Source organism: Bacillus altaicus, from assembly GCF_042136375.2.
Classification (GTDB): Bacteria; Bacillota; Bacilli; order Bacillales; family Bacillaceae_G; genus Bacillus_A; species Bacillus_A cereus_U.
The window spans coordinates 1,939,677-1,961,892 of sequence record NZ_CM143394.1; the positions used below are offsets into that span (position 1 = coordinate 1,939,677).

Here is a 22,216-nt window from a genome sequence, read left to right on the forward strand (position 1 = left end):
AATGGAATACGTAATTGAGATGAACAATATTACAAAAGTATTCCCAGGCATTGTAGCGAATGATGATATTACGCTGCAAGTAAAACAGGGAGAGATACACGCTTTACTTGGAGAAAATGGTGCAGGGAAATCAACGTTGATGAATGTACTGTTCGGTTTGTATCAACCAGAACAGGGCGAAATTAAAATTAAAGGAAACCCTGTGAAAATTACAAATCCGAATATAGCAAATGACCTTGGAATTGGGATGGTCCATCAGCACTTTATGCTTGTTCATAATTTTACAGTTACAGAGAATATCATTCTTGGAAATGAGCCGAAGAGAAAAGGGAAAATAGCTGTTGAAGAGGCTGCAAAAGAAATTAAACAATTATCTGAACAGTACGGTTTAGCTGTTGATCCAAATGCAAAGATTGAAGATATTTCGGTGGGGATGCAGCAAAGGGTTGAAATATTAAAGACGCTTTATCGTGGTGCGGAGATTTTAATATTCGATGAACCGACTGCAGTGTTAACTCCTCAAGAAATTCATGAGTTGATTCAAATTATGAAAAAGCTTGTGCAAGAAGGAAAATCTATCATTCTTATTACACATAAATTAAAAGAAATTATGGAAGTTTGCAATCGTTGCACAATTATTCGTAAAGGTAAAGGAATTGGTACAGTTGACGTAGCGAAAATGGATGAACATAAACTTGCAGAATTAATGGTCGGACGTCAAGTGAATTTTAAAACAGAAAAAATAGGGGCCAAACCGAAAGATGAGGTTCTGTCTGTTGCGAATCTTATCGTTTATGATGCACGCCAATTACCTGCTGTAAAAGGCCTTGACTTAACTGTTCGTGCAGGAGAAATCGTTGGTATTGCAGGGATTGATGGAAATGGACAAAGTGAATTAATAGAGGCAATTACTGGTTTACGAAAAGTTGAGTCAGGTTCTATTGCAATTAAAGGAAAAGAAATAACGAATTGGCCTGTTCGAAGAATTACAGAGGAAGGAATTGGTCATATTCCAGAAGACCGTCATAAACACGGGCTTGTGCTTGATTTTTCTGTTAGAGATAATATAGTTTTGCAAACGTACTATAAAAATCCATTCTCAAAGAAAGGGATTTTAAACTTTAGTAAAATCACACAAAAAGCAAAAGCGCTTATTGAACAGTTTGATATACGCACACCTAGTGAACAAACCTTAACTCGTGCACTATCTGGTGGAAACCAGCAAAAGGCAATTATCGCACGTGAAGTGGATCGTAATCCGGATTTATTAATTGCAGCACAGCCAACACGTGGTTTAGATGTAGGTGCGATTGAATTTATTCATAAAAAATTAATCGAGCAGAGAGATAACGGGAAAGCGGTATTACTTTTATCGCTAGAACTGGATGAAATTTTAAATGTAAGTGATCGAGTTGCTGTTATATATGAAGGGAAAATTGTAGCAATTGTCGATGCGAAAGAAACAAATGAACAACAGCTTGGTTTGTTGATGGCTGGCGGAACGGAGAAAGAGAAGGTGAATACAAATGGCTAAAAAATTTTTAACGGAGCGAACAATTAACATTTTAGTTCCTGTATTATCCGTTATTTTTGGTTTACTTGTTGGTGCCATTGTAATGTTAGTTAGTGGATATGATCCAATTGTCGGGTATGCAGCGCTTTGGGAAGGAATGGCTGGAAATCCGCAAGCAATTGGTGAAACATTACGTACGATGATTCCGCTTGTGTTAGCAGGACTTTCTGTGGCATTTGCATTCCGTACAGGTCTTTTTAACATCGGAGTAGAAGGACAATTATTAGTTGGTTGGCTTGCTGCTGTTTGGTTTGGGTATGCAGTATCATTACCGGCGATTTTACATATTCCGTTGTCAATTTTAGTAGCGGCGATAGCTGGTGGTTTATGGGGATTTATCCCGGGATATTTGAAAGGGAAATTTAAAGTAAATGAAGTAATCGTAACGATCATGATGAATTATATTGCACTTTATGTGACGTATGATTTAATTAAGCGCTTTTTACATGAGGCGAATGAGAAATCGTATGACATAAAATCTAGTGCTTCTTTATCTTCTGAATGGTTATCTTCTTTAACGGATGGTTCTCGTTTGCACTGGGGAATTATCGTAGCGATTTTAATTGCGATTATTATGTGGTTCTTATTGGATAGAACTACATTGGGATACGAATTGAAATCTGTTGGATTTAATCAACATGCTTCTCAGTATGCGGGGATGAAAGTTTCTCGAAATGTTGTGCTATCTATGACGATTGCGGGTGCGTTTGCAGGAATTGGTGGTGCTATGGAAGGGCTTGGTACATTCCAAAACATGACAGCGATGTCTTCGTTTACAGGTATTGGATTTGATGGGATTGCGGTAGCTCTTCTTGGAGGGAATAATCCATTTGGTATATTATTATCGGCTTTACTGTTCGGTGGTTTGAAAAGTGCAGCCCCACAAATGAATTTTGAAGCAGATGTACCTTCTGAGTTAATTAATGTTATTATCGCATGTATTATTTTCTTTGTTGCTTGCAGTTATGTTTTACGCTGGGCACTTACACGCATGAGCAAGGAGGGAAAATAAATGAGCTTTTTAGATGTTTTAGCCATTCTTGTGACTGGTACGTTATATACGGCAGCGCCACTTATTTTTACGGCGTTAGGTGGAGTGTTCAGTGAACGTTCTGGAGTTGTAAATATAGCATTAGAAGGTTTAATGTTATTTGGTGCATTTACTGGTATTGTTACAACGTTATTAATGGGTGATACATGGGGAGCAATGACTCCTTGGATTGCACTATTATTTGCAGCTATTGGTAGTGGGTTATTTGCACTTCTTCACGCAGTAGCATCCATTACATTCCGCGCGGATCAAGTAGTAAGCGGGGTAGCGATTAACTTTTTGGCTCTCGGTTTAACAGTATTTGCGATTAAGAAAATCTTTGGTAAAGGACAGACTGATTTTATTCAATACCGAATTGAAAAAATCGATGTTCCAGGACTTTCGGATATTCCGGTAATCGGGAAAATCTTTTTTTCAAATGTACCGTTAACGTCGTATATTGCCATTATTTTAGCATTTGTTGTCTGGTACATTATTTATAAAACGCCGTTCGGTCTTCGTCTTCGTGCTGTTGGTGAACATCCAATGGCAGCAGATACGATGGGGATTAATGTATATAAAATGCGTTATATTGCAGTTTGTATATCTGGAATGTTTGCAGGAGTGGGGGGTGCGGTCTTCGCAATGTCGATTTCTGGTAACTTCTCAGGTGCTACAATTACTGGACAAGGTTTCTTGGCACTAGCAGCTATGATCTTTGGTAAATGGAATCCACTTGGTGCTCTTGGAGCAGCGCTGTTCTTCGGATTTGCTCAATCACTTGGGATAACAGGTGGTACAATTCCTGTATTAAAAGAAATTCCAAGTGTATTCTTAACGATATTACCGTATGTATTTACAATATTAGCACTCGTTGGTTTTGTAGGCCGATCTGAAGCTCCGAAAGCATTAGGAACGCCTTATGAAAAAGGAAAACGATGAGTATTTAGAAAGTATAAGAAAAGCTCGCACATTAGTGCGGGCTTTTTTACATAGAATATATTTAATACGGAATTTTACTATGTTCCTTACATATTAAAGTTTTTAGAAAGACTCAAATGTAAGCATAATAAGGAAGAAAAGTTGATTTTTTATTTCTAAAAACTGTATATTGAAGAGGAATATTCCTACATACGTAAAGGAGGGCTATTAATGAAACTAATGGAACAGCAACTGCATGAATTAGGTGGCTTGCGAGTACATATTATTCCGACTGATAAATTTAAAACAAATACCTTTGTATTTCGTTTTAAAGCACCTTTAAATGAGGAGACGGTGACAGAGCGTGCCTTATTGCCGTACGTATTGCAAAGTGCGACAGAAAAACTGCCTTCTGTAATTCGTCTTCGTCAATATTTAGAAGAATTATATGGATCTTCTTTAGCGGTAGATGTAAGTAAAAAAGGGGAAGACCATATCATCTCTATTTATGTAGACATTGCAAATGAAACATATTTACGCGATGCACCACCGTTATTTGAAAAAGCGCTTTCTATGTTATCTGATATTGTTTTACATCCAGCAACAGAAGGGGACGGTTTTCTATCTTCTATTGTAGAAAGTGAGAAACGAGCACTCTTGCAACGAATTGAAGCTACTTATGATGATAAAATGCGTTATGCAAACGAGCGTTTAATCGAAGAAATGTGCAAAGTAGAACCATATCGCTTAAGTGCAAATGGGAAAAAAGAGAGTGTTGCTTCTATTACAAATGAAAGTTTGTATCAATATTATCAAAAAGTGTTAGCTGAAGATGAAATGGATTTATATATCATTGGTGACATTTCAGAAGATGCTGTGGAGCTTGTAAATAAGTATTTTTCGATTTCACCTCGTGTTGTGAAAGAAAGAAATGTACTTCTTCATAAACGAAATAATGAAGAAAAAGAAATTGTTGAAAAACAAGAACTAAAGCAAAGTAAATTAAATATCGGCTATCGCACATTCATTACGTATAAAGATGAAGATTATTTTGCATTACAATTGTTTAACGGATTATTTGGAGGGTTTTCTCATTCGAAGTTATTCGTAAATGTCCGTGAAAAAAATAGTTTAGCGTACTATGCAGCATCGAGATTTGAAAGTCATAAAGGTTTGCTCTTCGTTATGTCTGGGATTGAAGCGAAGAACTTTGAAAAAGCTGTTGAAATTATTAAAGAACAGATGAAAGCAATGCAAAGCGGTGATTTTTCAGAGGAAGAGATTCAGCAAACGAAAAGTGTAATTCAAAATCAAATCTTAGAGGCAATTGATACACCACGTGGTTTTGTTGAAATGCTTTATCATGGGGTAATCTCAGAGCGTACGCGTCCAGTTGAAGAATGGCTAACGGGCATAGAAAGCGTGACGAAAGAAGAAATTGTGAAAGTTGCTAATAATATTGAACTAGATACAATTTACTTTTTACATGGAACGGAGGGAGAATAAATGGAGAAAATTGTGTATGAGCAATTAAAAGAGACGCTATATTATGAAAAACTTCCGAATGGATTAGACGTATATATCTTACCGAAACAAGGCTTCAACAAAACATTTGCAACATTTACGACGAAGTACGGTTCTGTTGATAATACATTTGTTCCGCTTGGAAAAGAAGACATGACTCGTGTGCCAGATGGAATTGCTCATTTCCTTGAGCATAAATTGTTTGAAAAAGAGGATCATGACGCGTTTCAATTGTTTAGTAAACAAGGTGCTTCAGCGAACGCTTTTACATCTTTTACAAGAACCGCTTATCTCTTTTCCTGTACATCAAATGTAGAGAGAAATTTAAATACGTTGTTAGACTTTGTACAAGAACCGTATTTCTCTGAAAAAACGGTTGAAAAAGAAAAAGGTATTATCGGTCAAGAAATTCAAATGTACCAAGATAACCCAGACTGGCGTTTATACTTTGGATTAATCGATAGTTTGTTTGTGAAACATCCAATTAAAATTGATATTGCAGGGACGATTGAGTCTATTAGTAAAATTACAAAAGATCTACTGTATGAATGTTATGAGACTTTTTACCATCCGAGCAACATGTTATTATTTGTTGTTGGAGCGATTGATCCTGAAAAAACAATGGATTTAGTTCGTGAAAATCAAGCGAAAAAAGATTACGAAAATCAACCGGAAATCGTTCGCTCTTTTGAAGAGGAACCAGAAGAAGTAAATGAAAAGAAAAAGATTATTTCAATGCCTGTCCAAACTCCAAAATGTTTAGTTGGTATTAAGGCAACGAATTTAAAAGAAAAAGGGCAAGCCCTTTTAAAACAAGAAATTGCGCTTACATTACTTTTAGATTATTTATTTGGAAAAGGGTCAGTTCATTACGAATCTTTATATAATGAAGGTCTTATTGATGATTCGTTCTCGTATGACTATACAGAAGAAAATAACTTTGGTTTTGCAATGGTTGGTGGAGATACGAAGCAACCTGATGAATTGGCAGAGCGATTAAAAGGTATTTTACTACAAACGAATTATGATCAGTTAGATGAGACTACGCTGGAACGGGTGAAGAAAAAGAAAATTGGCGGATTTTTACGATCGTTGAATTCACCTGAATATATTGCAAATCAGTTTACACGATATGCGTTTAATGAATCTAGTTTATTTGATGCTCTTACAGTGTTAGAAGGATTAACTGTTCAAGACCTACAACAAGCAGCAAAAACATTATTAATTGAAGAGAAAATGAGTGTATGCCAAGTTTTACCAAAAAAGTGAAGTAATATGTGAATAAAAAACGCAGTATCTATATCCCTCATCTAACGTTTGGTTATTGCCAAATGGTAAGATGAGGGTATTATTTATTTATACATAAAAGATGAGAGAGGGAATTTATGGAAAAGTATGCATTAGTAACTGGAGGAAGCGGAGGGATTGGCTCTGCTATTTCGAAGCAGTTAATTGAGGATGGTTACACAGTCTATATTCATTACAATAAAAGCGAAGAGAAGGTAAAGGAGTTACAAAAGGAATTTGATGTAGTGATTCCTGTGCAAGCAAATTTAGCTTCTATCGATGGAGCGGAGAAATTGTGGGGGCAAATCGAACATCCTATTGATGTTATTGTATACGCAGCTGGAAAGAGTATCTTTGGATTAGTAACAGATGTTACGAATGAAGAATTAGATTATATGGTGGAGCTTCAAGTAAAGAGTGTATATAGACTTCTATCGCTGGCGCTTCCACCGATGATCGGGCGGAGAAGTGGTAATGTTGTCATTATTTCATCCATTTGGGGGCAAATAGGAGCGTCTTGTGAGGTGCTGTACTCAATGGTGAAAGGTGCACAAAATTCATATGTGAAGGCTTTAGCGAAAGAAGTTTCTTTAAGTGGATTGCGCGTTAATGCGGTAGCGCCAGGTGCAATCGAAACAGAGATGTTAAATGTATTTTCAGAAGATGATAAAAATGAAATTGCTGAAGATATTCCATTAGGTAGAATAGGACTACCCGAAGAGGTAGCAAAAACAATCTCCTTCCTCGTTTCGCCAGGAGCTTCCTATATTACAGGGCAAATTATTGGAGTCAATGGCGGTTGGCATTGTTAAAAATTTCTTACATAAAAAATAAAAAAATGCACAAATTAAGCATGATTCTATTACTCAATAGTGAGGTGCTTAAACATGTCAGTGTTAGATAATTTTGATCAGTGGAAGAGCTTTTTAGGAGAACGTTTAGAACAAGCGGGGGGAAAAGGGCTTGATGGTGGTGCCGTATCAGATATGGCATTTCGTGTTGGGGATTATTTAGCTAATGAAGTAGAAGCGCGCAACGATCAAGAAAAATTATTGTCTGAGCTTTGGAAAGTTGCTGATGAACAAGAGCAACATACAATCGCAAATTTAATGGTGAAGTTTGTACAACATAAGTAAAAGTAGAGAGGAGAAGCTCCTCTCTACTTTTTTTGTATAATAATTAGGAGGAATAGATTATACATTTAGCTTCCCTATTAAGATGAAATCATATAATATAGTACGTAGGTGTAAAGTAAGCGTAGGGGAGTGATTTTGGATGATTGAATGGTATTTTGAATATGAAATACATAAAAACCGACCTGGCTTACTTGGTGACGTTTCTTCGTTAATCGGTATGCTTGGCATCAATATTGTCACAATTAATGGTGTAGATAATGCACGACGTGGACTTTTGCTTATGTGTGATAATCAAGAACAAATCTCTAGACTTGAATCAATTTTAAATACGATGGATAATATAACGGTAACGAAATATCGTCCGCCAAAGCTTAGAGATAAGCTAGCAGTTAGACATGGTAGGTACATACAACGAGATGCAGATGATAAGAAAACATTTCGATTTGTGCGTGATGAATTAGGATTGCTTGTAGACTTTATGGCGGAGATAATGAAAAAAGAAGGTCATAAATTAATTGGGATACGAGGAATGCCTCGTGTCGGAAAAACAGAATCTATTGTTGCCGCAAGTGTTTGTGCAAATAAGAGATGGTTATTCGTATCATCTACTCTCATTAAGCAAACTGTTCGTAGCCAATTGATTGAAGATGAGTATAGCGACGATAATATTTTCATACTAGATGGAATTGTGTCGACAAAGCGTGCCAATGAAAGACACTGGCAGCTCGTTCGTGAAATCATGAGATTGCCTGCAACGAAAGTTGTGGAACATCCGGATGTGTTTGTGAGTCAGTCAGAATACACATTGGATGATTTTGATTATATTATCGAATTGCGTAACGATTATGATGAAGAAATTCAATATAATTTAGTAGATGAAATTGAGCAAGGTACGAAAAACAATTTCTCTATGTTCGACTTTTAAAGAAATATTGAGGTGTTAGTAGTGACGGAATTAGGACAAAAGCTGACAGAAGCAAGAGAAGCGAAAGGCTTATCTATTGATCAGCTGCATGAGATTACAAAAATTCAAAAACGCCATTTAGTAGCGATTGAAGAAGGCAATTATGGTGTGTTGCCAGGAGCTTTTTATGCGCGTGCATTCATTAAGCAATATGCAGATGCTGTTGGATTAAATGGAGAGGAACTGCTTGTAGAATATCAGAGTACGATACCACAATCTGAAAATCGTGAAGTTCCACAAGTATCAACTGGACAAAAAACACAAGAAACAATGCAAAAATCTTCGTCATGGCCAATTGCAGATCATATGCCAAAAATTTTGATTGTGTTGTTAGTAATCGCATTTGGAGTGGTAGTCTGGTTTGTTATTCAAGCGTTAAGTGGAAAAGATGATAGGCAAGTTCCGAATGCTCAAAGTGAGAAAATTGAAGTTCAAAAAGCAAAAGATTCTCCGCTAGATACGAAGAAAGATGAAGTGAAAGCGGAAGAACCAAAAAAAGAAGAGCCAAAGAAAGAGGAACAACCAGTGCAACCAACTGGACAACAAGAAGTGAAGGTAGTTGGAACGAGTGGTAAGGTATCTACTTTGGAAATTCATAATAATAAAACATTAGAACTGGAAATTTCAGCGAAGGGTGCAAGCTATGTAGATGTTAAAGATGATGCGGGTAACGAAATTCTAAACACTACAGTACAAAGTGGTCAAACAGAAAAACGTGATTTATCAACAGTAAAAGAAGTGCGGCTTAATATTGGAAGTGCACCGAATGTTGAAATTAAACTGAATGGCCAAGTGGTTACTTTCCCATTAGATCCAGAAAAAGAATATCACCAAAGATTGGTGATAAAAAACCAAGGGATAGGGCAACCTGCGCAATAACAGTCATCGCTTCGATGACTTTTTTCAATGAACAAATGTTTTTGACATGATGGAGGAATAGCTGTGAATTTACCAAATAAAATTACAATATCTAGAATCTGCTTAATTCCAATTTTTATGGTAATTATGCTAGCGCCCTTTAATTGGGGCTCATATACAATTGGTGATGTCAATTTACCAATTCAACATTTAGTAGGAGCGCTGATTTTTATAATTGCTTCAGCTACAGATTGGATTGATGGACATTATGCAAGAAAATATAATCTTGTAACGAATTTAGGGAAATTCCTTGACCCGTTAGCAGATAAATTACTTGTTTCTGCAGCACTTATCACGTTGGTAGAGATGCAATATGTACCTGCTTGGATCGTTATTGTAATTATAAGTCGTGAGTTTGCAGTAACAGGTTTACGCCTTGTACTTGCTGGGACAGGGGAAGTAGTTGCAGCAAATCAGCTAGGGAAAATTAAGACATGGACACAAATTATTGCGATTGCAGCATACTTATTACATGATGTACCGTTAAATTTACTTCATATTCCAGTTGCAGATATTTTCATATGGATTGCATTAATCTTTACCGTTATTTCAGGATTGGATTATTTCTGGAAAAATAAAGATGCTCTTGTAAATTCAAAATAGAAGTTTATGGGGGAATTGGGATGAATGCTGAAATTATTGCGGTTGGAACGGAATTATTACTTGGACAAATTGCAAATACAAATGCCCAGTTTTTATCTGAAAAATTAGCTTCAATCGGAATTAACGTGTACTACCATACTGTCGTTGGGGATAATAACAAGCGATTACAGAAGGCAATTGAATTGGCTGAAGAACGAGCTGATATGCTCATTTTTACAGGTGGATTAGGACCGACAAAAGATGATTTAACGAAAGAAACAATAGCGTCTAGTTTAGATGAAGAGCTTGTGTATGATGAAGAGGCATTAACATCGATAAGCGATTATTTTAAGCGTACAGGCCGTGAATTTACGGAGAATAATAAAAAGCAGGCGCTCGTTTTAAATGGATCGACTGTATTTGCGAATGATCACGGTATGGCGCCTGGTATGGGGGTAAATAAGAACGGAAAAGTTTATATTTTATTACCAGGACCACCAAAAGAAATGAAGCCGATGTATATAAGTTACGTAGAGCCTTTTTTATGTAAGTTTACAACGGGGGAAAATATTTATTCTCGTGTTCTTCGTTTTTTCGGTATTGGGGAATCTCAATTAGAGGTGAAAGTTCAAGATTTAATTGATGGACAAACGAACCCAACCATTGCACCACTCGCAAATGATGGAGAAGTGACATTACGTTTAACTGCCAAACATCAAAATGCTGATGAGGCGGACAAACTGATTCAGCATGTGGAAGATTTGATTTTAGAAAGAGTAGGAGAATTTTTCTACGGATATGACCAAGATTTCCTTCATTACAAGGCAATAAGGCTATTGAAGGAAAAAGGGTTAACTTTAGCATGTGCAGAAAGTTTAACAGGTGGTCTTTTTGGAAATCAAGTATCAGAAAATGCTGGCGTCTCGTCTGTATTTAAAGGCGGTGTCATTTGTTATCAAAATGATGTGAAGCAACAAATTTTACACGTACCTGAAGAAGTGTTACGCACTGACGGCGCAGTTAGTAAACAGTGTGCTCGTTATCTTGCTGAAAATGTAAAGAAACTGTTAAAAGCAGATATCGGGATTAGTTTCACTGGGGTGGCAGGACCGGATGCTTCAGAGCATAAAGAACCAGGAACCGTATTTATTGGATTGGTGATTAAAGATGAACCAGCTGTAGTCTTCTCGCTTAATTTAAGTGGAAGTCGTCAACAAATTAGAGAACGCTCTACAAAATATGGATTTTATCATTTATTTAAAAAACTAGAAGAGATATAAATTTCTTCTAGTTTTTTTTGTTGGAAAACCTAGTTTTATTCGATCTAAAATAAAAAAACGAATAAATGTTCGATTTTTGTTGGCAAATTGAATTGAAAATAGGTATAATAAGATTAGCAATTTAGTTAAGGAGGAATTTTGAATGAGCGATCGTCAAGCGGCATTAGATATGGCGTTAAAACAAATAGAGAAGCAATTCGGTAAAGGTTCAATTATGAAATTAGGAGAACAAGCGGAGCATAGAATTTCTACAATTTCAAGTGGTTCTTTAGCACTTGATGTGGCACTAGGGGTAGGCGGATACCCACGTGGCCGTGTTATTGAAATTTATGGACCTGAAAGTTCAGGTAAAACAACAGTTTCATTACACGCAATCGCGGAAGTACAGCGTCAAGGTGGACAAGCAGCGTTCATTGATGCGGAGCATGCAATGGATCCTGTATATGCACAAAAATTAGGTGTTAACATAGATGAATTACTATTATCACAGCCTGATACAGGGGAGCAAGGACTAGAAATCGCAGAAGCACTTGTACGAAGTGGCGCGGTTGATATTATCGTAATTGACTCTGTAGCAGCTCTTGTACCGAAAGCTGAGATCGAAGGGGACATGGGTGACTCTCACGTTGGTTTACAAGCACGTTTAATGTCACAAGCACTTCGTAAACTTTCAGGTGCAATCAACAAATCAAAAACAATCGCAATCTTTATCAACCAAATTCGTGAAAAAGTTGGGGTTATGTTCGGGAACCCAGAAACAACTCCAGGTGGTCGTGCGTTGAAATTCTATTCAACTGTCCGTCTTGAAGTACGTCGTGCTGAGCAATTAAAGCAAGGTAACGACATTGTTGGTAATAAAACGAAAATAAAAGTAGTTAAAAATAAAGTAGCACCGCCATTCCGTGTTGCTGAAGTTGATATTATGTACGGAGAAGGTATTTCAAGAGAAGGTGAAATCTTAGATATGGCTTCTGAACTTGATATCGTTCAAAAGAGCGGTGCTTGGTACTCTTATAATGAAGAACGCTTAGGACAAGGTCGTGAAAATTCGAAGCAATTCTTAAAAGAGAATACGGATTTAAGAGAGGAAATTGCCTTCTTTGTTCGTGAACATCACGGAATTGGTGAAAACTCTGGTGTTGAAGACACGGAAGATTCAACTCGTCAAGATTAAAAAATAAAAGACACGGTCCCGTGTCTTTTATTTTTTAATCCACTATGAAAGCGTTGTATATAGCTGGAGATAAAATATTTATTCTATCCAAAAGGCTATGTGTAAAGGGGAATATTCATATATTTTAAGTGAATGAATTGGGATTTTCTAAGGTTTTCCAGGATAATATGCCGTCTGTTTTTTTAATCCATATAAGATTCAGGGCTGAAGGTAAAGAAAGTAAAAGTAGACAACGCTTGACAATGAAAATTGCGATAGATACAATGAGAATGTATATTTTTTCTTATATACGATACACTCTTCTCAAGAAGAGAAGTAATATTCGGAGTAAGACTTAAATCTTGCCGAAATAATAATATGACATTTTAATTGTGAAATGAAGAAAGTCCCTTAAAAAAGCGGGACGACGGTCTTTGCTGTACGTTGTAATTCAATGTACATGCCGACAGTCTTTTTTCATTCATAGCAAGGGGAGGTGAAATCATGAGTAGTACAGTTTGGATACTCATCTCCATTTTGCTTGCAACAGTCGGTGCAGTTGTTGGCTTTTTTGTTCGAAAGTCTATTGCTGAAGCGAAGATTAATGGTGCAGCTAATGAAGCAAAACGTATTCTAGACGAAGCGAATCGTGATGCTGAAGCACTTAAGAAAGAAGCGCTTTTAGAAGCAAAGGATGAAATTCATACACTTCGTACAGAAGCTGAATTAGAAATTCGTGACCGTAGAAGCGAATTACAAAAACAAGAAAATCGTTTAATGCAAAAAGAAGAGAACCTTGATCGTAAAGACGAAACGCTCGATAAGCGCGAGCAACAGTTGGAAAAGAAAGAGGAATCTTTTGTAGCGAAACAACAACAGATTGAAGAGTTGGAAAGCAAAGTGGGAGAGTTAGTTCAAAAGCAACAAACAGAATTAGAGCGCATTTCCAATCTGACCCGCGAACAAGCGAAAGCAATTATTCTTGGTAAAGTGGAAAGTGAAGTTTCTCATGAAATTGCCGTTATGGTAAAAGAAAGTGAAGTTCGCGCGAAAGAAGAAGCGGATAAGAAGGCAAAAGAGATTTTATCTCTTGCAATGCAAAGATGTGCAGCTGATCATGTTGCTGAAACAACCGTTTCGGTTGTAAATCTTCCAAATGACGAAATGAAGGGACGTATTATCGGACGTGAGGGTCGTAATATTCGTACGTTAGAAACGTTAACAGGTATTGACCTTATTATCGATGATACACCAGAAGCGGTAATTCTATCTGGATTTGACCCGATTCGTCGTGAAACAGCTCGTATCGCTCTTGATAAACTAGTACAGGACGGACGTATTCATCCAGCGCGTATTGAAGAGATGGTCGAAAAATCAAGACGTGAAGTGGACGAGTATATTCGTGAAGTCGGAGAGCAAACAACGTTTGAAGTGGGTGTTCATGGCTTACATCCAGATTTAATTAAAATTTTAGGTCGTTTAAAATACCGTACAAGTTATGGACAAAACGTCTTAAAACACTCTATGGAAGTTGCATACTTAACTGGACTTATGGCAGCGGAGCTTGGTGAGGATGAAAAACTAGCAAGACGTGCTGGTCTGTTACATGATATCGGAAAAGCAATCGATCATGAAGTAGAAGGTAGTCACGTTGAAATTGGTGTTGAACTCGCAACGAAATATAAAGAGCATCCTGTTGTAATAAACAGTATCGCATCTCACCATGGTGACACAGAACCAACTTCTATCATTGCAGTTCTAGTTGCTGCAGCAGATGCATTATCAGCTGCAAGACCGGGAGCTCGTAGTGAAACGCTTGAGAACTACATTCGTCGTCTTGAGAAGTTGGAAGAGATTTCAGAGTCTTATGAAGGTGTAGAAAAATCTTTCGCAATTCAAGCAGGACGTGAAGTTCGTATTCTGGTAAAACCAGATACAATTGATGATTTAGAAGCTCATCGTTTAGCTCGTGATATTCGAAAACGTATTGAAAGTGAACTGGATTATCCAGGACATATTAAAGTAACTGTTATTCGTGAAACACGTGCAGTGGAATACGCAAAATAAAGTGGTGAAACACCACTTTATTTTTTTGTGTTGGAATTGGGTAAAATAAAAAAACTATTTATCCCGCGTTAACGGGCAGTAAAACTCCCACCTCAAAATTCGGCTTGAGCAAAGAAATTAGGTGGGGGATAAACTGCCCGAAAACGTCCGATTGGTGAAGGTTAATAATCAGTGGGGATGAACACCCCCCCCACTGATTATAGTTTCACTTTATGAGCAGTATGCAAGTGAAAGAAACTTATAATAGATAAATTGTAACTGTTGTAAGAAAATAGCTTCACGTTATAGTATGATAATAAAAAATGTAGTACATAGAAAGGGTAAGACATATGAGAATATTATTTGTTGGGGATGTAGTAGGATCTCCTGGTAGAGACATGATTCAACAGTACGTACCGGCTTTAAAGAAAAAATATACACCTACAGTAACAATTATTAATGGAGAAAATGCTGCGGGTGGACGTGGAATTACGGAAAAAATATATCGAAACTTTTTAGAGTGCGGGGCACAAGCGGTTACGCTTGGAAACCATGCTTGGGATAACCGTGAAGTATTTGAGTTTATTGATGATGCAAAATATCTTGCAAGACCAGCTAACTTCCCAGAAGGGACGCCGGGAAAAGGGCTTATCTTTGTAAATTGTAATGGAACAGAAGTTGCAGTTATTAACTTACAAGGACGTACTTTCCTTCCTCCAATCGATTGTCCATTCCGTAAAGTGGATGAGTTGATCAGCATTGCAAAAAAACGTACAAACATTATCTTTGTTGATTTTCATGCTGAAACAACAAGTGAGAAGCAGGCGTTAGGTTGGTATGTAGACGGTCGTGCTACAGCGGTAGTAGGTACACATACACATGTTCCTACAGCTGATAATCGTATTTTACCAAGCGGAACAGCTTATATTACAGATGTTGGTATGACAGGCCCATATGATGGGATTTTAGGTATGGATCGCGAAGCGGTATTGAAGAAGTTTTTAACGAACTTACCAGTACGTTTTGAAGTGACGAATGGTAGAACGCAATTAAGTGCAGTGTTAATTGATGTGGATCCTAATACAGGGAAAGCGAAGAAAATTGAGCGTATTTTAATTAATGATGACCAGCCGTTTTTTGATTGATTTTTAACGAAAAGTTAGAGAATTTTTCATATTTTAATTTTTTAGAAAAATTACAGGAATTTAGCAGGAATACGTGCCATTCCTCGTGAATATAAGTTAAAGTGAAATAATTGCTATTACTTTTTATAGAAACGAGGAGGAAACGCGGAATGGAAATATTAAAAGTTAAAGCAACGTCGGTCCCTAATTCTGTAGCTGGTGCACTTGCAGGTGTTATTCGCGAACGCGGAACAGCAGAAATTCAAGCTATTGGTGCAGGTGCATTGAACCAAGCGGTAAAGGCAGTAGCAATTGCAAGAGGATTTGTAGCGCCTAGTGGTTTGGACTTGATTTGTATCCCAGCGTTTACAGATATTATGATTGATGGTGAAGAGCGTACAGCAATAAAATTAATTGTAGAACCTCGTTAAGTTGAAACAACCTGTTTGCATGTATGCAAACAGGTTGTTTTTGTAATGGAGGAATGAAAATGAAAATTTTTGATGCGCATTGCGATGTACTCTTTCAGTTATGGAGTGCAAAGGGGAAAAAAGACTTTCAAAACGATTCACAATTACATATTACATTTGAACAATTAAAGAAAAGAAAAGGAAGTATACAATGCTTTGCTATATATGTACCAGAAACAGTAGCGTATGAAAATCGTTTTGAAGTTGCGCTGCAAATGATAGATATTTTTCATAATGAAATTCTATCACTACCAGGAATGAAGTTTATTCAGACAAAAAACGATATTAACATGCTAAAACAGGACGAGATTGGAGCATTATTAACATTAGAAGGATGCGAAGCAATTGGAACAGAAGCGATGAAATTACGTTTGTTTTATCGCTTAGGTGTACGTTCCTTTGGATTGACATGGAACTATGCCAATCTGTTAGCTGATGGAGCGCTAGAGGCACGTGGGGCAGGTTTAACTACATTTGGTAGACAAGTTGTACAAGAACTTAATACGTTACATTTATGGACTGATGTGTCTCACTTAAATGAAAGAAGCTTTTGGGATGTTATAGAAATTGCTAAAAACCCAATTGCATCTCACTCAAACTGTTATCAACTTTGTGGGCATCCACGCAATCTAACCGATGAACAAATAAGAGCTCTTATAACGAAAAATAGCATTATTGGTATTACTTTCGTACCACAGTTTTTAACGAATGAAAGACAAGCGAATATAGCAGATATATTAAGGCATGTGGAATATATTTGTTCATTAGGTGGAGAAAAAAATATAGGGTTTGGTTCTGATTTTGATGGGATTTTAGAAACTGTTGTAGGTGTAGAAGCATATAGGGATTATGAAAATATAATTAATCAACTTTGTAAAAAGTATAGTGAATCAACTGTAGAGCGATTTTTGTATGAAAATTTTATTGATCGTATTACTTTCTAATTATTTATTTTTAAAAATCCAGAAAAAAATAAATTTTACTCGCGGTAATTTATTGATTTTTTTAAGACCTAATACTAGAATGGTGAACAAAATAGCATTATACTAAAGATTCAGGGAAAACAGAAGAGGCATAATTTGCGTCCATTGTAGTTTATTTGCATAAAAAATGCTAAACTAATACTGTAAAAAAATACACTACAATGAATGCAGCCAAAAGGGGTGTAGGAGATGATTAGTCAACTTTCATGGAAAGTTGGAGGCCAACAAGGTGAAGGAATTGAAAGTACAGGGGAAATCTTCTGTATTGCATTAAACCGATTAGGATATTACCTATACGGTTACCGCCACTTCTCATCACGTATTAAAGGCGGCCATACAAATAATAAAATTCGTGTAAGTACAACAGAAGTACGCGCGATCTCAGATGATTTAGATATTTTAATTGCTTTTGATCAAGAAACAATTGATTTTAACTTCCACGAACTACGTCCGGGCGGAATTGTAGTTGCAGATGCGAAATTTAATCCAACAATACCTGATAATACAGATGTAAATCTATATGTGATACCGTTTACAGATATCGCTTCAGAGTTAGGCACATCATTAATGAAAAATATGGTTGCTGTTGGGGCATCTAGTTCGGTATTAGGGTTAGACGAAACAGCTTATTTAGAGGTTGTTGAAGAAATCTTTGGTCGTAAAGGGGAGCAAGTCGTTCAAAAGAATATGGAAGCAATTAAACGCGGCTCTCAATATATGAAAGAATTGCTTGGTGAGAAAGTAAACATGATGCAGCTTGAAAAAGCTGATGGTAAGAAACGCATGTTTATGATTGGAAACGACGCAATCGCATTTGGTGCGGTAGCTGGTGGTGCTCGCTTTATGTCCGCATATCCAATCACACCTGCATCTGAAATTATGGAATATTTAATTAAAAAGTTACCGAAAGTCGGCGGAACAGTAATCCAAACCGAGGATGAAATCGCAGCTTGTACAATGGCGATTGGTGCAAACTACGCTGGTGTTCGTACATTAACAGCATCTGCTGGTCCTGGTCTTTCATTAATGATGGAAGCAATTGGTTTGGCAGGTATTACTGAAACACCACTAGTTATCATTGATACACAACGTGGTGGTCCAAGTACGGGCTTACCAACAAAACAAGAGCAGTCTGACTTAATGGCTATGATTTACGGAACGCATGGTGAAATTCCAAAAATCGTAATGGCGCCAAGTACAGTTGAAGAAGCTTTCTATGATATTGTAGAAGCGTTTAACTTAGCAGAAGAGTATCAAGTACCTGTTATTTTCTTAACAGATCTACAGCTTTCTTTAGGAAAGCAAACAGTAGAACCACTTAAGTTAGATAAAGTTGAAATTCGTCGCGGTAAGCTTGATTTAGAAGTAGAATTACCAGAACGTGAAAATAAAGCATACTTCAAGCGTTATGAAGTAACAGAAGATGGAGTTTCACCACGTGTTTTACCTGGTATGAAAAATGGTATTCACCATGTTACAGGTGTAGAACATGATGAAACGGGTAAACCATCTGAATCAGCGTTAAATCGTAAAGATCAAATGGACAAACGTTTCCGTAAAATGGCGAACTTGCAGTTTAATACCCCTATTTACAAAAATGCTAAGCATGATGACGCAGACGTATTGTTAGTTGGCTTTAACTCAACTCGTGGTGCGATCGAAGAGGCAATGCAGCGTTTGGAACAAGAAGGAATGAAAGTAAACCATGCCCATGTACGTTTAATTCATCCGTTCCCAACAGCTGAAATCGATCCACTTGTGAAAAAAGCGAAGCGTGTTGTAGTAGTAGAAAACAATGCAACTGGTCAGCTTGCTAACATTATGAAAATGAATCTTGGCAATGGTGAGAAAATTTCTAGTCTTTTAAAATACGATGGAAATCCATTCTTGCCGAAAGAGATTTACAACGAATGTAAAAAAGGGGTTGTATTAAATGGCAACATTTAAGGACTTTCGTAACAGTGTAAAACCAAACTGGTGCCCAGGTTGCGGAGACTTCTCGGTGCAGGCTGCGATTCAGCGTGCGGCAGCTAACGTTGGTTTAAATCCAGATGAGCTAGCTGTTATTTCTGGTATCGGCTGTTCAGGTCGTATTTCAGGGTATATTAATTCATATGGTTTGCATAGTATTCACGGACGTGCTCTTCCGATTGCACAAGGTGTGAAAATGGCAAATCGTGATTTAACAGTTATTGCATCCGGTGGTGACGGTGATGGTTTTGCGATTGGTATGGGACATACAATCCATTCTATTCGTCGTAACATTGATATTACGTATATCGTAATGGATAACCAAATTTACGGATTAACAAAAGGTCAAACTTCACCACGTAGTGAAGCTGGATTTAAAACGAAAAGTACACCACAAGGTTCAATTGAACCATCACTAAATGTTATGGAAATGGCATTAACAGCTGGTGCGACATTTGTGGCGCAAAGCTTTTCAAGTGATTTAAAAGAATTAACGCAAATTATTGAAGCTGGTATTAACCATAAAGGCTTTTCATTAATTAATGTATTTAGTCCATGTGTTACTTACAATAAAGTAAATACTTATGATTGGTTTAAAGAGAATTTAACGAAACTAAGTACAGTAGAAGGATACGATCCATCTAACCGCATGATGGCTATGCAAACATTAATGGAAAAGAACGGGTTAGTAACAGGTTTAATTTATCAAAATACAAAGCAGCCTTCTTACCAAGAGCTTGTAAAAGACTATAGTGAAAAGCCTTTAGTGCAAGCTGATTTAAATATGGATCAGAAAATGTTTGATGAGCTTGTTGCTGAATTTATGTAATGATCGGAGAGAAGGTTGCCACTTGGCAACCTTCTTTTTGAGTGAATAAAAATAATTAATAGATTTGTTTACTTAGAAAATTCAGAATGATAAAATAATATATAAATCGTTGTATAAAAATAGCATGTTCATTAACTGTGAAATGTAATATAGGATAAGGCTTCTTCTTCTTTAAAATTGGCTAAACGTTCTATACTATGATAATGTGTATAGGGATAAAGCAATATGCTTTTCAATAGGACAAGATGAAATAATAAAAAGGGAATGTCTATTTGTGTGGGGAAGACTTCATTCTTACGGATGATTAGATCGATTACTCAAGTTTCAAAGGGCAAGTTATCTCTCAAGCTATCTAACATCATTGAGATGGGTCTAAGCGCATTTAAATGGACTACAGAGTGTGTGTATAGTTAAGGGTGAAAGGAGATTACCGATGAACGAGCAACAACGATTAGCAAGTCGACAAGCAAATTCCTCTACGAAAAAAGAAGAGAAAGATTATAGTAAATACTTTGAAAGTGTATACCAACCACCTTCCTTGAAATTGGCGAAAAAGCGTGGGAAAGAAGAAGTTAAAATTGAACGAGATTTTGGCTTACCTGAAGAGTTCCGTAATTTTGGCGCAGGAAGAAAGTTTTACATTCGTACATATGGCTGTCAAATGAATGAGCATGATACAGAAGTAATGGCTGGGATTTTTACAACACTTGGATATGAGCCAACTTTTTCAACTGAAGAGGCAGATGTGATTTTATTAAATACTTGTGCAATTCGTGAAAACGCTGAAAATAAAGTGTTCGGTGAACTTGGTCATTTAAAATCATTAAAGCGAAGAAATCCGGATCTTTTAATTGGTGTATGTGGTTGTATGTCTCAAGAGGAATCTGTTGTAAATAAAATTATGCAAAAAAATCAGCATGTAGATATGGTGTTCGGTACACATAATATTCATAGATTACCGTATATCTTAAAGGACGCAATGTTCTCAAAAGAGACGGTAGTTGAAGTTTGGTCAAAAGAAGGGGATGTAATTGAAAACCTTCCGAAAGTACGTCGTGGTGATATTAAAGCTTGGGTAAATATTATGTATGGCTGTGATAAGTTCTGTACATATTGTATTGTACCGTATACACGCGGAAAAGAGCGTAGCAGACGTCCAGAAGATATTATTAAAGAAATTCGCCATTTAGCTGCGAACGGTTATAGAGAAATTACGTTACTTGGTCAAAACGTAAACGCATACGGTAAAGACTTTGAAGATATACAATATGGTCTTGGCGATTTAATGGATGAACTTCGTAAAATCGATATCGCACGTATTCGTTTTACAACAAGTCATCCACGTGATTTTGATGATCATTTAATTGATGTTCTTGGAAAAGGTGGTAACCTAGTAGAACATATCCACTTACCAGTTCAATCTGGTAGTACAGATATGCTTAAAATTATGGCGCGTAAATATTCGCGAGAACACTATTTAGAGCTTGTACGAAAAATTAAAGAAACAATTCCAAATGCAGTACTAACGACTGATATTATCGTTGGTTTCCCAAATGAAACGGACGAACAGTTTGAAGAGACGATGTCGTTATATCGTGAAGTAGGATTTGATACGGCATTTACATTTATTTATTCTCCGCGTGAAGGTACACCAGCTGCAAAAATGCAAGATAATGTTCCGATGGAAGTGAAGAAAGAGCGATTACAACGCTTAAATACACTAGTGAATGAATATGCAGTTAATAAAAACAAGCGTTATATAGGACAAATTGTAGAAGTATTAGTTGATGGAGAAAGTAAGAATAACCCTGAAGTACTTGCCGGATACACGCGTACGAATAAACTTGTAAACTTTGTTGCTTCAAAATCTTTAATTGGTCAGCTTGTGAAAGTAAAAGTAACGGAAGCAAAAACTTGGTCTCTTAACGGGGAATTGGTTAAGGAACCGATTGAGGTGAAATAATAGATGAAAGTATATACGAAAGATGAAATTGTTGAGCAAGCGAAAGAATTAGCGAAAATGATCTCTGAAACAGAAGAAGTCGATTTCTTTAAGCGAGCAGAAGCACAAATTAATAAAAATGAAAATGTAAAGCGAGCAATTGATGAAATAAAAGCTTTGCAAAAACAAGCAGTAAACTTGCAACATTATGGGAAATGGGAAGCTTTGAAAAAAGTAGAAGCTGAAATTGATGCGCTTCAAGATAAGTTAGATAATATCCCAGTTGTACAGGAGTTTAAATCTTCACAAACATATGTAAATGACTTACTACAGCTAGTTGCTAGTACCATTTCTAACAATGTAACAGATGAAATATTAGTTTCAACTGGTGGCGATGTGTTGAAGGGTGAAACTGGTGCGGCGGTAGAAAGTAAAAAAGGAAATTGTGGTTGTTAAAGAGGTGTCTTATTGACATCTCTTTTT

The 22,216-nt window shown here is 36.7% G+C and carries 20 protein-coding genes; all 20 read left to right on the forward strand.

What is annotated here, in order from left to right; translation table 11 throughout:
* Position 1 precedes the first annotated feature (1 nt).
* Positions 2-1,534 carry an ABC transporter ATP-binding protein gene (locus tag ACE38F_RS10285; protein WP_215553940.1) on the forward strand — a complete coding sequence of 511 codons (1,533 nt, stop codon included), beginning with the start codon at positions 2-4 and terminating at the stop codon, positions 1,532-1,534.
* Positions 1,527-2,585, forward strand: a complete 1,059-nt coding sequence (locus tag ACE38F_RS10290; protein WP_215553939.1) for an ABC transporter permease — start codon at positions 1,527-1,529, stop codon at positions 2,583-2,585. Before ACE38F_RS10285 ends, ACE38F_RS10290 begins: the two co-directional genes overlap by 8 nt.
* Entirely contained in the window at positions 2,586-3,545 is a 960-nt protein-coding gene (locus tag ACE38F_RS10295) for an ABC transporter permease (RefSeq protein ID WP_002111342.1), read from the forward strand. It begins immediately after the preceding gene.
* A gap of 210 nt (positions 3,546-3,755) precedes the next feature.
* Entirely contained in the window at positions 3,756-5,030 is a 1,275-nt protein-coding gene (yfmF, locus tag ACE38F_RS10300; RefSeq protein WP_078172938.1) for an EF-P 5-aminopentanol modification-associated protein YfmF, read from the forward strand.
* Positions 5,031-6,317 (forward strand): EF-P 5-aminopentanol modification-associated protein YfmH, encoded by a 1,287-nt coding sequence (gene yfmH / locus ACE38F_RS10305; protein ID WP_215553938.1) that lies wholly within the window; start codon positions 5,031-5,033, stop codon positions 6,315-6,317. It begins immediately after the preceding gene.
* A gap of 116 nt (positions 6,318-6,433) precedes the next feature.
* The gene (gene ymfI, locus ACE38F_RS10310; protein WP_215553937.1) at positions 6,434-7,147 is read left to right on the forward strand and encodes an elongation factor P 5-aminopentanone reductase; all 714 of its coding nucleotides are present in this window, start codon (positions 6,434-6,436) and stop codon (positions 7,145-7,147) included.
* Positions 7,148-7,222: 75 nt separating this feature from the next.
* Entirely contained in the window at positions 7,223-7,471 is a 249-nt protein-coding gene (locus tag ACE38F_RS10315; protein ID WP_000114449.1) for a DUF3243 domain-containing protein, read from the forward strand.
* 139 nt (positions 7,472-7,610) lie between these two features.
* The gene (locus tag ACE38F_RS10320) at positions 7,611-8,396 is read left to right on the forward strand and encodes a DUF3388 domain-containing protein (RefSeq protein WP_002066761.1); all 786 of its coding nucleotides are present in this window, start codon (positions 7,611-7,613) and stop codon (positions 8,394-8,396) included.
* A gap of 21 nt (positions 8,397-8,417) precedes the next feature.
* Positions 8,418-9,314 (forward strand): helix-turn-helix domain-containing protein, encoded by an 897-nt coding sequence (locus ACE38F_RS10325; protein WP_341306017.1) that lies wholly within the window; start codon positions 8,418-8,420, stop codon positions 9,312-9,314.
* A 63-nt stretch (positions 9,315-9,377) separates the two neighbouring features.
* Positions 9,378-9,956: a CDP-diacylglycerol--glycerol-3-phosphate 3-phosphatidyltransferase gene (gene pgsA / locus ACE38F_RS10330; RefSeq protein ID WP_215553935.1), complete on the forward strand. Its 579-nt coding sequence runs from the start codon at positions 9,378-9,380 to the stop codon at positions 9,954-9,956.
* A 20-nt stretch (positions 9,957-9,976) separates the two neighbouring features.
* A complete protein-coding gene (locus tag ACE38F_RS10335) occupies positions 9,977-11,215 on the forward strand; it encodes a competence/damage-inducible protein A (RefSeq protein WP_375369379.1) in 1,239 nt (412 codons plus the stop codon).
* A gap of 142 nt (positions 11,216-11,357) precedes the next feature.
* Positions 11,358-12,389 carry a recombinase RecA gene (gene recA, locus ACE38F_RS10340; protein WP_341306019.1) on the forward strand — a complete coding sequence of 344 codons (1,032 nt, stop codon included), beginning with the start codon at positions 11,358-11,360 and terminating at the stop codon, positions 12,387-12,389.
* Positions 12,390-12,872: 483 nt separating this feature from the next.
* Positions 12,873-14,435, forward strand: coding sequence for a ribonuclease Y (gene rny, locus ACE38F_RS10345; protein WP_215553932.1), 1,563 nt, complete (start codon positions 12,873-12,875; stop codon positions 14,433-14,435).
* 329 nt (positions 14,436-14,764) lie between these two features.
* A complete protein-coding gene (locus ACE38F_RS10350) occupies positions 14,765-15,559 on the forward strand; it encodes a TIGR00282 family metallophosphoesterase (protein WP_002014601.1) in 795 nt (264 codons plus the stop codon).
* Between the two features lie 149 nt (positions 15,560-15,708).
* The gene (gene spoVS / locus ACE38F_RS10355; RefSeq protein WP_000404341.1) at positions 15,709-15,969 is read left to right on the forward strand and encodes a stage V sporulation protein SpoVS; all 261 of its coding nucleotides are present in this window, start codon (positions 15,709-15,711) and stop codon (positions 15,967-15,969) included.
* 59 nt (positions 15,970-16,028) lie between these two features.
* The gene (locus ACE38F_RS10360; RefSeq protein ID WP_215553931.1) at positions 16,029-16,952 is read left to right on the forward strand and encodes a dipeptidase; all 924 of its coding nucleotides are present in this window, start codon (positions 16,029-16,031) and stop codon (positions 16,950-16,952) included.
* Positions 16,953-17,180: 228 nt separating this feature from the next.
* Complete coding sequence (locus tag ACE38F_RS10365) at positions 17,181-18,938, forward strand: 2-oxoacid:acceptor oxidoreductase subunit alpha (protein ID WP_215553930.1); 1,758 nt, start codon at positions 17,181-17,183, stop codon at positions 18,936-18,938.
* Positions 18,925-19,791: a 2-oxoacid:ferredoxin oxidoreductase subunit beta gene (locus tag ACE38F_RS10370; protein WP_002088040.1), complete on the forward strand. Its 867-nt coding sequence runs from the start codon at positions 18,925-18,927 to the stop codon at positions 19,789-19,791. The genes ACE38F_RS10365 and ACE38F_RS10370 overlap by 14 nt, the downstream gene beginning before the upstream one ends.
* Before the next feature lie 433 nt (positions 19,792-20,224).
* The gene (gene miaB / locus ACE38F_RS10375) at positions 20,225-21,754 is read left to right on the forward strand and encodes a tRNA (N6-isopentenyl adenosine(37)-C2)-methylthiotransferase MiaB (RefSeq protein ID WP_002146135.1); all 1,530 of its coding nucleotides are present in this window, start codon (positions 20,225-20,227) and stop codon (positions 21,752-21,754) included.
* Between the two features lie 3 nt (positions 21,755-21,757).
* Positions 21,758-22,189 carry a YlbF/YmcA family competence regulator gene (locus ACE38F_RS10380; RefSeq protein ID WP_002014608.1) on the forward strand — a complete coding sequence of 144 codons (432 nt, stop codon included), beginning with the start codon at positions 21,758-21,760 and terminating at the stop codon, positions 22,187-22,189.
* Positions 22,190-22,216: the final 27 nt, after the last annotated feature.

Coding starts and splice junctions, on each gene's coding strand:
- ACE38F_RS10315 (WP_000114449.1), top strand. CDS start 7,223: ATGTCAGTGTTAGATAATTTTGATCAGTGGAAGAGCTTTTTAGGAGAA.
- ACE38F_RS10350 (WP_002014601.1), top strand. CDS start 14,765: ATGAGAATATTATTTGTTGGGGATGTAGTAGGATCTCCTGGTAGAGAC.
- ACE38F_RS10295 (WP_002111342.1), top strand. CDS start 2,586: ATGAGCTTTTTAGATGTTTTAGCCATTCTTGTGACTGGTACGTTATAT.
- recA (WP_341306019.1), top strand. CDS start 11,358: ATGAGCGATCGTCAAGCGGCATTAGATATGGCGTTAAAACAAATAGAG.
- ymfI (WP_215553937.1), top strand. CDS start 6,434: ATGGAAAAGTATGCATTAGTAACTGGAGGAAGCGGAGGGATTGGCTCT.
- ACE38F_RS10360 (WP_215553931.1), top strand. CDS start 16,029: ATGAAAATTTTTGATGCGCATTGCGATGTACTCTTTCAGTTATGGAGT.
- ACE38F_RS10320 (WP_002066761.1), top strand. CDS start 7,611: ATGATTGAATGGTATTTTGAATATGAAATACATAAAAACCGACCTGGC.
- yfmF (WP_078172938.1), top strand. CDS start 3,756: ATGAAACTAATGGAACAGCAACTGCATGAATTAGGTGGCTTGCGAGTA.
- yfmH (WP_215553938.1), top strand. CDS start 5,031: ATGGAGAAAATTGTGTATGAGCAATTAAAAGAGACGCTATATTATGAA.
- rny (WP_215553932.1), top strand. CDS start 12,873: ATGAGTAGTACAGTTTGGATACTCATCTCCATTTTGCTTGCAACAGTC.
- ACE38F_RS10370 (WP_002088040.1), top strand. CDS start 18,925: ATGGCAACATTTAAGGACTTTCGTAACAGTGTAAAACCAAACTGGTGC.
- ACE38F_RS10285 (WP_215553940.1), top strand. CDS start 2: ATGGAATACGTAATTGAGATGAACAATATTACAAAAGTATTCCCAGGC.
- ACE38F_RS10365 (WP_215553930.1), top strand. CDS start 17,181: ATGATTAGTCAACTTTCATGGAAAGTTGGAGGCCAACAAGGTGAAGGA.
- ACE38F_RS10290 (WP_215553939.1), top strand. CDS start 1,527: ATGGCTAAAAAATTTTTAACGGAGCGAACAATTAACATTTTAGTTCCT.
- spoVS (WP_000404341.1), top strand. CDS start 15,709: ATGGAAATATTAAAAGTTAAAGCAACGTCGGTCCCTAATTCTGTAGCT.
- miaB (WP_002146135.1), top strand. CDS start 20,225: ATGAACGAGCAACAACGATTAGCAAGTCGACAAGCAAATTCCTCTACG.
- ACE38F_RS10335 (WP_375369379.1), top strand. CDS start 9,977: ATGAATGCTGAAATTATTGCGGTTGGAACGGAATTATTACTTGGACAA.
- ACE38F_RS10380 (WP_002014608.1), top strand. CDS start 21,758: ATGAAAGTATATACGAAAGATGAAATTGTTGAGCAAGCGAAAGAATTA.